Origin of the sequence: Pseudomonas arsenicoxydans (assembly GCF_900103875.1) — a bacterium.
In the GTDB taxonomy this organism is placed as follows: domain Bacteria; phylum Pseudomonadota; class Gammaproteobacteria; order Pseudomonadales; family Pseudomonadaceae; genus Aquipseudomonas; species Aquipseudomonas arsenicoxydans.
Genome location: NZ_LT629705.1, coordinates 5,395,565 through 5,407,775, shown reverse-complemented (window position 1 = coordinate 5,407,775; position 12,211 = coordinate 5,395,565). Strand labels below are relative to the sequence as shown.

Genomic DNA, 12,211 nt, shown 5'->3' with positions numbered 1-12,211 from the left:
TCACAACCAGAGGTTCAGCAACCGCGCGCCACGGGCGTTGCCGTCGGCGAACTGTTGCCCGTTGTTGCTGAGAAAGCTTTGACCGGCGCTGCCCTGGTCCCAGAACTGGCCACGAAGAAACACGCTCATGCCGGCCACCGCCTGGCTACTCGGCGGTTGCGACGTCAGTGTCAGGCGGTGCCAGGCCTGGCCTTCACTGATATCGCCAGGTTTGAGGCTGACGGAGCCTGGCGTGGACAACCCCTTGTATCCGCGCCAGGGTTGGTCCCAAGTGCCGCGCCCGACCACAAAAGCCGGGACGGCGACGAACTTCGCGCCTTGGTCATCAAGCTTGCGGTAATTGTCCGGATACCAGCTGTCGCTGCCGATCAGTATGCCCAGGCGACCGGCCGGGGTGTCGACGACATTGAGGGTATGGTCTTCATTGGCGCCGAGGACCTCGGTTGCATCGAAGACCGGATGCATCTGGCGTTGCGGCTGACCGATCGGCAGCCCGTCGCGCCCGAACACCACGCTGCTATTGTACAACTCACCGCGGCCGATTTTCAGCGTACCGTCTATAACGCTCGGCTCGGGCAAGACGATCGTGCCGGCCACCAGCGTTACGTGGAATTCTTTCGCCAGGCCACCAAACAGCGCCTGGTAGTCCTTGGCCATGCCTTTGGCCTTCATCCGCAAGTGAGCGTCATCGTAACGACTTTCGCCCTTGGCGCTGATCAGCGCGCGGACGAACTGCACGGGATTGCTCACCGCCAGCCAGTTCATGGCTTCCTTGAGTGTGCTGGCCTGGTACAGCTCATCTTTTTCGCCGGTGACCATCAACCAGGTGCCGACATGCTCGGGCAGCACGACGATGGTCTTTTCATTCAACAGGCCCTGGTCCTGAGCTTTCTGCAGATAGGCCGCCAGCTTGCGGTGCAGGCGCTGGGGGCTTTGATAGTCGGTGGGGAACAGCTCGGGCTGGATGCCCAGCAGATTGCCGCGATCCCCGGGCGTGCCTTGATCGATTGCCAGATTGATGCGCAGGTCCGACAGATAATGACCCACCGGGCGGTCCGCGGCCCACATGGCGTAGGTCGTGAGGACGGCGATCAGGGCCATGGAGAACGTCAGGTACAAAAGTTTGCGCATGGGGAAACAGTCAACGACCGGGAGCAGGGTTCGCGACTAGGGTAGGGCGCATGCCGGTGCTTGCCAAGGGGCGCTGCGCATTTGGATCAATAAGTTGTCAGTTTCGGTCATTGAGTGACAGGGACGCGACTCTTAGTCTGTCCACCATGACTGACGGGAGCCGAAGAGCCCCTGCATTTTCCCCGTGATCGCTCGATGTGGAGTTACCGAATGGCCGCCGCTCACTACCCGCACCTGTTGGCCCCGCTGGACCTGGGTTTTACCACGCTGCGCAACCGCACCCTGATGGGGTCGATGCACACCGGTCTTGAGGAGAAGCCCGGCGGTTTCGAGCGCATGGCAGCGTACTTTGCCGAACGTGCCCGTGGCGGCGTTGGCCTGATGGTCACCGGCGGTATCGGCCCGAACGATGAGGGCGGCGTCTATTCCGGCGCGGCCAAGCTGACCACTGAGGAAGAAGCGCTCAAGCACCAGATCGTGACCCGCGCGGTACACGAGGCGGGCGGAAAGATCTGCATGCAGATTCTCCATGCCGGCCGTTACGCCTACAGCCCGAAACAAGTTGCGCCGAGCGCCATTCAAGCGCCGATCAACCCGTTCAAGCCTAAAGAGCTGGACGAGGAAGGCATCGAGAAGCAAATCAGCGATTTCGTCACCTGCTCGACCCTGGCGCAAAAAGCCGAGTACGACGGCGTGGAGATCATGGGCTCCGAAGGTTATTTCATTAACCAGTTTCTCGCCGCCCACACCAACCACCGCACCGACCGTTGGGGCGGCAGCTACGAAAACCGTATGCGCCTGCCGGTGGAAATCGTGCGCCGCGTCCGCGAAGCCGTTGGCCCCAACTTCATCATCATCTTCCGCTTGTCGATGCTCGACCTGGTGGAAGGCGGTAGCTCCTGGGAAGAAATCGTGACGTTGGCCAAAGCCATCGAGCAGGCCGGTGCGACGATCATCAACACCGGCATTGGCTGGCACGAAGCGCGGATTCCGACCATCGCCACCAAAGTCCCGCGTGCGGCGTTCAGCAAAGTCACGGCCAAGCTGCGCGGTTCGGTGAACATTCCCTTGATCACCACCAACCGCATCAACACTCCGGAAGTGGCTGAACAGATTCTGGCCGAAGGCGACGCAGACATGATCTCCATGGCGCGTCCGTTCCTCGCCGACCCGGAGTTCGTCAACAAGGCTGCCGCTGGCCGTGGCGATGAAATCAACACCTGCATCGGCTGCAACCAGGCGTGCCTGGATCACACCTTCGGCGGCAAATTGACCAGTTGCCTGGTCAACCCGCGCGCATGCCATGAAACCGAGCTCAACTATTTGCCGGTGCAACAGATCAAGAAAATCGCCGTGGTCGGTGCCGGTCCTGCCGGGCTGTCGGCAGCCACCGTGGCTGCCGAGCGTGGGCACTCGGTGACGCTGTTTGACTCGGCCAGCGAAATCGGCGGCCAGTTCAACGTCGCCAAACGTGTGCCGGGCAAGGAAGAGTTCTTCGAAACCCTGCGCTACTTCAACCGCAAGCTGCAGACCACCAATGTCGAGCTGTGCCTGAACACCCGCGTCGACGTGGCGAAACTGGTTGAAGGCGGTTACGACGAGATCATTCTGGCCACCGGTATCGCGCCAAGAACTCCGGCCATTCCCGGGATCGAGAACGCCAAGGTGCTGAGTTACCTGGACGTGATTCTGCAGCGCAAACCGGTCGGCAAGCGTGTGGCAGTGATTGGCGCGGGCGGTATCGGTTTCGACGTGTCGGAATTCCTGGTGCATCAAGGCGTGTCGACCAGTCAGGACCGTGAAGCGTTCTGGAAAGAGTGGGGCATCGACACCCATCTTGAAGCACGCGGCGGTGTCGCGGGGATCAAGGCCGAGCCGCATGCACCGGCGCGGGATGTGTTCCTGCTGCAACGCAAGAAATCCAAGGTCGGTGACGGCCTCGGTAAAACCACCGGCTGGATTCACCGTACCGGTTTGAAGAACAAGCAGGTGCAGATGCTCAACAGCGTTGAATACCTGAAGATCGACGACGAAGGCCTGCACATCCGCATCGGTGAAACCGGCGAGCCGCAACTAATGGTGGTGGATAACATCGTGATTTGCGCCGGGCAGGATCCGCTGCGTGAATTGCAGGAGGGTCTGGTGGCGGCGGGGCAGAATGTGCACTTGATCGGTGGCGCGGACGTGGCGGCGGAGCTGGATGCCAAACGGGCGATCAATCAGGGTTCGCGGTTGGCGGCGGAGCTGTAATAGCAGGTTCAGCGCGCCAATGATCATCGCGGGCAAGCCCGCTCCCACAGGTTTTGCGTTGTTCACAAATTTGGTAGCCGACGCCCTCCCTGTGGAAGCGGGCTTGCCCGCGATGGCCTTCTCAAGGCTGCTAAGATGCTGGCTCTTTACCCAGAGCCGGCATCAATGCTTCTCCCTCCCAACGACTGGCTACCCCAGGCCCCGCTCCAACTCCTGCACCTCGACTGGCTAAGCACCGCCGGCATCGAGGTCGCCATCCTGCGTCTCGACCAGATCGATCCACTGATCAGCGGTAACAAGTGGTTCAAACTCATCGAACACCTCAAAGCCGCCGACCGGATCGGTGCCAAAGGCATCATCAGCCTGGGCGGAGCCCACTCCAATCATCTGCATGCGCTGGCGGCTGCGGGCAAACGTTTTGGATTCAATACGGTGGGACTGCTGCGCGGCCATCCACAAGAAACCCCGACGGTGAAAGACTTGCAGGCGTTCGGCATGCAGCTGCACTGGTTGGGTTATGGCGGTTATCGAGCGCGGCACGAAGCGGGTTTCTGGCAGCCGTGGCAGGCGCAATATCCCGACCTGTATCCGGTGCCTGAAGGGGGTGGCGGTTTGCAGGGAGCACTGGGCTGTGTGCAATTGAGGGCAATGGTCAGTGAGCAACTGAGCGGTCTGGGCTGGAGCGACTACCACGGTTGGTGGCTGGCCTGCGGAACGGGCACGACGCTGGCCGGCCTGGTGCTGGCCGAGGCGGGTAGACGCAAGGTGTACGGCGCGCTGGCGGTGCCTGACGATCATGGAGTCGCGCAACAGGTCGCATCAATCATCCACGAGGCGGGTTTGCAGCATTCGGCTTACGAGCTGTTCGACGCCAGCCGGGGCGGCTTTGCCAAGGTCGATCCGTTGCTACTCGACTTCATTGAACAGACCGAACTGGCCAGCGGCCTACCGCTCGAACCGTTGTACACAGGCAAAGCGTTGCTGATGCACAAGCAGCAAATCGAGGCGGGAACATTCGACAGGGGCACGCGCCTGATCTTCATCCACACCGGCGGCTTGCAAGGCCGCCGCGGATTTCAATGAGTGGCGTTCAACTGCGCTTGGGCATCATCCGCAGCAACGTGTTATCACCCACGACATAGTGGTGATAAATCCCCGCCAACGCATGCAGGCCGATCAGCCAGTAACCAATGGTGCCGCCCAGCTCATGCCAACCCTGCATTTGCTTGGCCAGCGTCTTGTCTTCCGGGATCAGCATCGGCAGGTCGATACCGTAGAACATCACCTGTTGCCCCTTGGCGCTGGTCACCAGCCAGCCAAGTATCGGCATCGCGATCATGAAAATGTACAACGCCCAGTGCATCACCCTGGCGAGCGTGACTTGCCAGTGTGGAGACGCCGGGAAGATCTGCGGTGCCGGGCCCAGGCTGCGGGCGAATAGTCTGAGCCAGACCAGCACGAACACTGTCAGGCCCAGCATGAAGTGCGATTCGGTTATCAGTGCTCGGCCGCCACTGCCTTTGGGAAAGATCCCGCGAAATTCGATACAGGCGTAAACCAGCGCCAGCAGAACCAGCATCAACCAATGCAGCGTGATCGATACAGTGCTGTAGCGTGATTCCGAGTTTTTCCACGGCATACGGTGTTCCTCACAGTTCTGGTCAAAAGCCCACCGTTCTTGTTCGACGATGTTCCTTTACTGTAATCCGCTTTAGCGGTTTTGCCTGTGGCTATTTCGCCCTTCAACGCTCTGGATCAAGTCACAGTGCAAAAAAAAGCGCCAGTTCCGGTTGGGAACGGGCGCTTTTTCTTGCCGGCGGCGCGTAATCAGCTGCTTTGTGGCATCTCGCCATTGGCCAGTCGTTTGTTGATGTCGGCGATCACCAGCGGCAAGTCGGTGATGGTGTCGATCATGTAATGCGGCCGCGAACCTTCGAACAGCGCGTGAATCCGCTTGCGCTCGCTGGCCAGTTGGTCGCTGCCGAGGGCGCGATAGCCTTCATAGTCCAGGCCCAGCGCATTGCCCGAGCAGATCAGCGCAACGGTCCACATGCCGGCGCGACGACCTTCGAGAATGCCTGGCACGGTGTCATCGATCTTCACGCAGGCGCCGACATCCTCGATGCCCAGCGCAATGACGTTGGCCAAGGCCTGGGCCGGCCACGGGCGACCGTTGGGGACTTCATCGGTGGCGACCACGTGGTCGGCCACGTAACCATTGGTGGCCGCGAGCTCGACCACTTTGTCCATGACCTGCTTTGGATACCCGGAGCAGGAGCCGATTTTGATGCCTTGCTCACGCAACTGGGCAATGGTGTCCAGCGCGCCGGGAATCAATGCCGAGTGCTCGGCGATTTTCTCGATTTGCAGCGGCATGAAGCGTTGGTAGATGGCGGTGACGTCATCGTCGGTCGGCGTGCGTCCGAATACCTTGCGATAACGTTCGGCGACTTCCGGCTGATCACACAGGGTGCGAATGTGGTCCCACTTGCCCATGCCCATGGGCCCGCGAGCTTCCTCGATAGAGACCTGGACATCGAACTCGGCGAACGCTTCGACAAAAATCTGCGTTGGCGCGAACGAACCGAAGTCGACCACGGTGCCGGCCCAGTCGAGGATGGCGGCCTGGAGTTTGGTTGGGTTGGTGTAGTTCATGATGATTTGATCCTGTGGCAACTGACGAATGAAGGGCTGCTTTTGGTGGAACCGGTGGCGGTTAGATTTCCAGTACTTCCATCTCGCGCAACACCTCGGCTACCGCCGCCACGGCCGCGTGCATCTCGGCTTCGTTGACGTGGCCGATGCAGCCGACGCGGAAGGTTTCGACCTGGGTCAACTTGCCGGGGTAGAGGATGAAACCCTTGGCCTTGACGCGTTCGTAGAATTCCTTGAACTGGTAGCGCGGGTCTTTCGGCGCGTGGAAGGTGACGATGATCGGCGCCTGGATCTCGGCGGGCAGGAAGCTGCGCAGCCCCAGCTTGGCCATGTCATCCAGTAGCACCTGACAGTTGTTGGCGTAACGCTTATGCCGCGCCGGCAAGCCGCCTTCTTCGTTGTATTGCAGCAGGGCTTCATGCAGCGCCGCGACCACATGGGTCGGTGGGGTGAATCGCCATTGGCCGGTCTTGGCCATGTAGGTGTGCTGGTCGAACAGGTCCATGGCCAATGAATGCGAGTTGCCGGCGGCGTTGGCCAATGCTTCTTTGCGGGCGAAGACGAAACCCATTCCCGGCACACCTTCCAGGCACTTGCCCGAGGCGGCGATCAATGCGTCGAACGGCACCTGTTGCGCGTCGATCGGTAGGGCGCCAAACGAGCTCATGGCGTCGATGATCAGGCGTTTGCCGTGTTGCGCGATGACGTCGGCGATTTGCGGCAGCGGGTTGAGGATGCCGGTGCTGGTTTCGCAATGGATCAGTGCGACGTGGGTAATGCTGGCGTCGGCGTGCAACAGGCGGTCGACGTCGGCGGCGGTGGTCGGTTCGTCTTCGGCGGTTTCGAAGGTGCTGAACGAGCGGCCGAGTACCTCGCAGATTTTCGCCAGGCGTTTGCCGTAGGCGCCATTGATCAGCACCAGCACTTTGCCGTCACGCGGCACCAGGGTGCCGATGGCCGCTTCGACGGCGAAGGTGCCGCTGCCTTGCAAGGGCACGCAGTGGTGGCTGTCGCCGCCGTTGATGATGGCCAGCAGTTGCTCGCAGAGGCTGGCGGTCAGTTGATTGAAGCGGTCATCCCATGAACCCCAGTCGACCATCATCGCCTGGCGGGTGCGGCTGGAGGTGGTCAGTGGGCCGGGGGTGAGCAGGATTGGCTCGGCAATACTCATTCTTGTGTCCTCGCAAAAGCTCTCTGTGGGATGAAGCTACGGGACATAAATTGCAATTCGGCGTGCTATCAATCAAATTGTTTGTTGTTATGCCAGCCATCAGTGAGAGTTATCCATGAACCTGTTCCAGCTTCGCGCCTTCGACGCGGTGGCCCGCGAAGGCAGCTTCACCCGTGCGGCCGAGCGCCTGTTCATTAGCCAGCCAGCGGTGACCGGGCACATAAAAGCATTGGAAGAGCACTACCAGATCACCCTGCTGCGCCGTACTGCACGGCGCGTGGAGCTGACGGAGGAGGGCACCAAACTGGCGGCGATCACCCGGGCGATGTTCGGCCTGGCCGAAGAGGCGCAGGTGATGCTGGAAGCGAATCGGCAGCTGCTGACCGGGCGCCTGGAAGTCGCGGCGGATGGCCCGCACATGGTCATGCCGATGCTGGCCAGTCTGCGTGCGCGGTATCCGGGGATCACGGTGAACCTGCGCTTGGGCAATGCCCAGGAAACCTTGGCCGCGCTGCTGTCCGAACACGCCGACGTGGCGGTGTTGACCGAGGTCGAGCCGCGCAAGGGGTTGCATCTGCAAGCGTTGAGCGAGTCACGGATTTGCGCGCTGGTGCCGGCCGGGCATCCGTGGGCACAGCGTTCGAAGGACGTACAACTCAAGGAGCTGGATCAGGTGATCATGGTGTTGCGTGAGCCGAGTTCAATTACCCGGCGCACGTTTGATGAGGCGTGCAGCCAGGCAAAGGTCAGTCCGCGAGTGTTGTTGGAACTGGACAGTCGTGAGGCGGTGACTGAAGCCGTTGCTGCGGAGTTGGGCGTTGGCGTGGTGTCTTCAGTGGAAGTCAGCCATGACCCGCGGGTGGTTGCGGTGCCGATTGTGGGTGAGGGGTTGGTGAACCGGCACATGATCGGGTGCATGGAGCGGCGGCGGGATTTGCGTTTGATCCGGGCGTTTTTTGATTTGGCGCCGTAGGAATGTGATCGTTCCCACGCTCTGCGTGGGAATGCCTCAATGGAAGCTCTGCGTCCGCTTTGGGACGCGGAGCGTCCCGGGCTGCATTCCCACGCAGAGCGTGGGAACGATCATTGAAAACTGTGGGAGCGGGCTTGCCCGCGAAGGGGCCGGACCTGTTTACACCAGACTCTCGCGAACCATCTCCAGAAACGTCGCCACCACCCGCCGCGAACTCTGCTCACGCAAGCACACCAGTGTCTCGGTCAGGCGCCGGGTGCAATCGGTAATGGGTAAAGCGCAGACCCGCGAATCCGCGCCAAACTCGGCAGCCGACACCACGCCAACGCCAATCCCCACGACCACCGCCTCACGTGCCGCTTCCCGGCCCTCAACCTCGATCGCCGGGCGAATCCGAAACCCGGCCCGGGCCATTTCCTCTTCCAGGGTCTGACGGGTCACCGAGCCGATTTCCCGCAGCACCAGCGGCGTGTCGTCCAGATCAGCGAGGCAGATCGACTCACGATTCGCCCACGGATGATTGCGCGACACGAACGCCACCATGGGGTCGTTGCGCAGCGGTAGAGAAATCAATCGTTCGTCACTGACATCCCGGCCCAACAACGCCAGATCGGCCTGATAGTTGAACAGGCGGAACAGCGATTCATCGGTGTTGCCGGTTTCGATCTTCACGCTGATGCCGGGGTAGCGCTCACAGAAACGCGCAATCTGCGGCAGCACATGCACCGGTGCATCCACCGCGAGAATTAGGCTGCCAGTCTGCAAGGCCCGGGAGTCATGCAAGAGCTCCTGCGCCTCAGCCTCGATCACGAACAGCCGCTGGGTAATGCTCAGCAGACGCTCGCCCAGGTCCGTCAGGCGCACCGAGCGTTTATTGCGGTGGAACAGCAACACACCGAAGCGCTCTTCGAGTTTGCGCACCTGATCGGAAATTGCCGGTTGGGTAAGAAACAGCCGCTCGGCGGCTTTGGTGAAGCTGCCGTGGACGGCCACGGCGTGGAAGGCTTTGAGCTGGGCGTGAGAAACCGACATCGAAACCTCCAGTAACAAGCTGAGCTTATATTGGAAATACGATAAATCGATTTCACTTATTAATCAGTAATTGTTTTTATCGGCCTCAGCCCCGGTGACTGGTCAGTCGAACAGCATCGGTGGCCATGAGCCTGTGCGTGCAATTACAGGTTCATCTGACCGGTATCGCCCTAGGGAAGCGGCGATATCGAAGTGCTTAACAATAAAAACACAGGCGTTTTCTTCCAATTCTGCCGGCACACTCACACCTGAGGTCAGAACCACAATGAACAATCCCATCGGCACCATCAAGCGTTGGCGCGTGCAGATCTTCGCGATCACCTGGCTCGCCTACGCCGCGTTCTATTTCACTCGCAAAGCGTTTTCCGTGGCCAAACTGGGGATCGCTGAAGACCCCACGTTCATGCTCGACAAAATGGCCATGGCCAACCTCGACGCCATCTACCTGACGGCATACGCCATCGGTCAATTCACCTGGGGCATCCTCGCCGACCGCTTTGGCCCAAGGGTCGTGGTGCTCGGCGGGTTGCTGATTTCTGCGGCGGCCGCCCTGGTGATGGGCAGTTTCGCGACGTTACCGATTTTCGCCACCTGCATGTTGATCCAGGGCCTGGCCCAGTCGACCGGATGGTCAGGACTGTGCAAGAACATTGGCAGTTTCTTCCCCGCCGAGCAGCGCGGCAGGGTGCTAGGACTATGGAGCTCCTGCTACGCCTTTGGCGGGCTGGTGGCCTCGCCGTTTGCCGGCTGGTGGGCGTACACGCTCATCGGCACCTGGCACGCGGCGTTCTTTTCCAGTGCGGCGGTGGTTGGGCTGGTCGCCGTGCTGTTTTTTATTTTTCAACGCAACACACCGCAAGACGTCGGCTTGCCGGCGGTGGAGCCGGAACCGGAACTGACGGCGGAAGAATCCCATGCGCAGAGCAAGATCAGCGTACTGGAGCCGTTAAAGGAAATCCTGCGCAATCGCACGGTGCTGGTTCTCGGCCTGGCGTACTTCCTGTTGAAACCGGCGCGCTACGCGATTCTGCTGTGGGGGCCGGTGATCGTCTTCGAGCAGATGCCCTCGGTGGGCAAGGTCGGTGCGGCGATCATTCCCACCTCGTTCGAACTGGCCGGGCTGCTGGGGCCGATCCTGTTGGGCCTGGCTTCGGACAAACTGTTCGGCGCCCGACGCATGCCGGCCTGCGTGCTCAGTCTGTTGGCGTTGACCATTTCCCTGACGCTGTTCATGGGCGCTCTGCACACCGGCAGCGTCATGCTGGTGGTGGCACTGTTGTTCGTCATGGGCCTGACGCTCTACGGACCGGACTCGATGATCAGCGGCGCGGCAGCGATTGATTTCGGCACGGCCAAGGCGGGTGCGACGGCGGCCGGTTTTGTTAACGGTTGCGGTTCGGTCGGAGCGATTCTCGGTGGCTTGCTGCCGGGCTATTTCGACTCGGTGACGGTGTTCATCGTCTTCGCCGGCTGCGCAATGTTCTCCGTCCTGGTCCTGATCCCGCACTGGAACAGCCGTCCGGCTGGCCTGCGTACCGACAGCGCCTTTGTGCCCAACCAGGCGATGCCTGTAAAACCCCTGCGTACCTGAGGAAAAAAACCGATGAGACCTTTCTGGCTGGAACAGGCGCTGGAGGCCGAGACCTGCGCGCCGTGCGAACCTTTGTCGGACGACACCCGCGCCGATGTGTGCATCGTCGGCGGTGGTTACACCGGGTTATGGACCGCGATCATGCTCAAGGAGCAGAACCCCGAACTGGATGTGCTGCTGATCGAGGCAGACATCTGCGGTGCCGGCGCGAGCGGTCGAAATGGTGGTTGCGCGCTGTCGTGGTCGGCCAAGTTTTTCACGCTGGAAAGGTTGTTCGGTGTCGAGGAAGCGGTGCGCCTGGTCAAGGAGTCGGAGCGCAGCATTTATGCGATCGGCGCCTTCTGCGAACAGTACGGCGTCGATGCCGACTACCGCCTCGATGGCACGCTTTACACCGCGACCAATCAAGCGCAATGCGGTTCGACCGATGCGGTGATTGCCGCATTGGAGCGCAACGGCATCAATTCCTTCAGCCAACGACCGGTCGCCGACGTGCAACGCATGGCCGGCTCCAGCAAACACCTGGAAGGCTGGTTTTCGCCAGCCGCCGCGAGTGTGCAGCCGGGCAAACTGGTGCGCGGTTTGCGCCGGGTCGCCTTGCAACTGGGTGTGCGAATTCACGAGAACACCGCGATGACCGGGCTGGAGGAGGGCAAGCCTGCCGGGGTTAAAACCCCCGGCGGCACCGTCCGCGCCGACCGTGTGGTGCTGGCCATGAACGCCTGGATGGCCCGTGCGTTTCCCCAGTTCGAACGCAGCGTGGCGATCGTTTCCAGCGACATGCTGATCACCGAGCCGCGACCCGATTTGCTCAACGAAATCGGTTTGACCAGCGGGGTTACCGTGCTCGATTCGCGGATATTCGTGCACTACTACCACAACACCCCGGACGGGCGAATCATGCTCGGCAAGGGTGGCAACACCTTTGCCTACGGCGGGCGAATGTTGCCGGTGTTCGATCAACCGTCGCCTTATGCCGGTTTGTTGCAGCACAGCCTGAACGAGTTTTTTCCGGCGTTCGCCGAGGTCAAGGTCGAGGCCACCTGGAACGGTCCTTCGGATCGGTCGGTCACCGGTTTGCCGTTTTTCGGCCAGATGAGCACCTGCGGCAATGTGTTTTACGGTTTCGGTTATTCCGGCAGCGGCGTCGGCCCGTGCCATATGGGCGGGCAGATTCTAGCCTCGCTGGTTCAGGGGCTGGACAACGTCTGGACCCGTTCACCTCTGGTCAATGGCCCCTTAGGTTTTTTCCCGCCGGAGCCGATTCGCTACCTCGGCTCCTTGATGGTGCGCAACGCCATCCGCCGCAAGGAACGCGCAGAGGATCACGGGCGCCGGCCTCGGCATTTGGACGTGCGCCTGGCCAAGTTCGCAGCGGCGGCGGGCAAGGCCGACAAGGGATGAGCGC

Annotated in this window: 10 protein-coding genes; 5 read left to right on the top strand and 5 right to left on the bottom strand. The window is 61.0% G+C overall.

The genetic code is table 11. The annotated features are described in order from the left end of the window. The gene (locus tag BLQ41_RS25170) at positions 1–1,131 is read right to left on the bottom strand and encodes a carbon-nitrogen hydrolase family protein (protein ID WP_090185881.1); all 1,131 of its coding nucleotides are present in this window, start codon (positions 1,129–1,131) and stop codon (positions 1–3) included. 210 nt (positions 1,132–1,341) lie between these two features. On the opposite strand from BLQ41_RS25170, the gene BLQ41_RS25165 reads away from it, so the two are divergent. Both BLQ41_RS25165 and BLQ41_RS25160 read left to right on the top strand, forming a co-directional pair. After that, positions 1,342–3,381: an oxidoreductase gene (locus tag BLQ41_RS25165; protein ID WP_090185878.1), complete on the top strand. Its 2,040-nt coding sequence runs from the start codon at positions 1,342–1,344 to the stop codon at positions 3,379–3,381. Positions 3,382–3,546: 165 nt separating this feature from the next. Further along, on the top strand, positions 3,547–4,464 hold the full coding sequence (locus BLQ41_RS25160) for a 1-aminocyclopropane-1-carboxylate deaminase/D-cysteine desulfhydrase (protein WP_090185876.1): 918 nt from the start codon (positions 3,547–3,549) through the stop codon (positions 4,462–4,464). Positions 4,465–4,471: 7 nt separating this feature from the next. Here the strand turns inward: BLQ41_RS25160 and BLQ41_RS25155 are convergent, their stop codons facing one another. The 3 genes from BLQ41_RS25155 to BLQ41_RS25145 form a co-directional block, all read right to left on the bottom strand. After that, positions 4,472–5,020: a cytochrome b gene (locus BLQ41_RS25155; RefSeq protein ID WP_090185874.1), complete on the bottom strand. Its 549-nt coding sequence runs from the start codon at positions 5,018–5,020 to the stop codon at positions 4,472–4,474. Positions 5,021–5,208: 188 nt separating this feature from the next. Continuing rightward, positions 5,209–6,036 (bottom strand): phosphonoacetaldehyde hydrolase, encoded by an 828-nt coding sequence (phnX, locus tag BLQ41_RS25150; RefSeq protein WP_090185871.1) that lies wholly within the window; start codon positions 6,034–6,036, stop codon positions 5,209–5,211. 61 nt (positions 6,037–6,097) lie between these two features. Beyond that, complete coding sequence (locus tag BLQ41_RS25145) at positions 6,098–7,207, bottom strand: 2-aminoethylphosphonate--pyruvate transaminase (RefSeq protein ID WP_090185868.1); 1,110 nt, start codon at positions 7,205–7,207, stop codon at positions 6,098–6,100. Positions 7,208–7,322: 115 nt separating this feature from the next. Between BLQ41_RS25145 and BLQ41_RS25140 the strand changes: the two genes are divergently transcribed. Beyond that, the gene (locus BLQ41_RS25140) at positions 7,323–8,180 is read left to right on the top strand and encodes a LysR substrate-binding domain-containing protein (protein ID WP_090185865.1); all 858 of its coding nucleotides are present in this window, start codon (positions 7,323–7,325) and stop codon (positions 8,178–8,180) included. Between the two features lie 159 nt (positions 8,181–8,339). Here the strand turns inward: BLQ41_RS25140 and BLQ41_RS25135 are convergent, their stop codons facing one another. After that, positions 8,340–9,212: a LysR family transcriptional regulator gene (locus tag BLQ41_RS25135; RefSeq protein WP_090185862.1), complete on the bottom strand. Its 873-nt coding sequence runs from the start codon at positions 9,210–9,212 to the stop codon at positions 8,340–8,342. A gap of 265 nt (positions 9,213–9,477) precedes the next feature. Between BLQ41_RS25135 and BLQ41_RS25130 the strand changes: the two genes are divergently transcribed. Further along, a complete protein-coding gene (locus tag BLQ41_RS25130) occupies positions 9,478–10,803 on the top strand; it encodes an MFS transporter (RefSeq protein ID WP_090185859.1) in 1,326 nt (441 codons plus the stop codon). 12 nt (positions 10,804–10,815) lie between these two features. After that, positions 10,816–12,207: an FAD-dependent oxidoreductase gene (locus BLQ41_RS25125; protein WP_090185856.1), complete on the top strand. Its 1,392-nt coding sequence runs from the start codon at positions 10,816–10,818 to the stop codon at positions 12,205–12,207. The last annotated feature ends 4 nt before the right edge of the window (positions 12,208–12,211 follow it).

Excerpts from the sequence above, each read along its gene's own strand:
- BLQ41_RS25130 (WP_090185859.1), top strand. The coding sequence starts at position 9,478 with ATGAACAATCCCATCGGCACCATCAAGCGTTGGCGCGTGCAGATCTTC.
- BLQ41_RS25135 (WP_090185862.1), bottom strand. The coding sequence starts at position 9,212 with ATGTCGGTTTCTCACGCCCAGCTCAAAGCCTTCCACGCCGTGGCCGTC.
- BLQ41_RS25145 (WP_090185868.1), bottom strand. The coding sequence starts at position 7,207 with ATGAGTATTGCCGAGCCAATCCTGCTCACCCCCGGCCCACTGACCACC.
- BLQ41_RS25170 (WP_090185881.1), bottom strand. The coding sequence starts at position 1,131 with ATGCGCAAACTTTTGTACCTGACGTTCTCCATGGCCCTGATCGCCGTC.
- BLQ41_RS25160 (WP_090185876.1), top strand. The coding sequence starts at position 3,547 with ATGCTTCTCCCTCCCAACGACTGGCTACCCCAGGCCCCGCTCCAACTC.
- phnX (WP_090185871.1), bottom strand. The coding sequence starts at position 6,036 with ATGAACTACACCAACCCAACCAAACTCCAGGCCGCCATCCTCGACTGG.
- BLQ41_RS25155 (WP_090185874.1), bottom strand. The coding sequence starts at position 5,020 with ATGCCGTGGAAAAACTCGGAATCACGCTACAGCACTGTATCGATCACG.
- BLQ41_RS25165 (WP_090185878.1), top strand. The coding sequence starts at position 1,342 with ATGGCCGCCGCTCACTACCCGCACCTGTTGGCCCCGCTGGACCTGGGT.
- BLQ41_RS25125 (WP_090185856.1), top strand. The coding sequence starts at position 10,816 with ATGAGACCTTTCTGGCTGGAACAGGCGCTGGAGGCCGAGACCTGCGCG.
- BLQ41_RS25140 (WP_090185865.1), top strand. The coding sequence starts at position 7,323 with ATGAACCTGTTCCAGCTTCGCGCCTTCGACGCGGTGGCCCGCGAAGGC.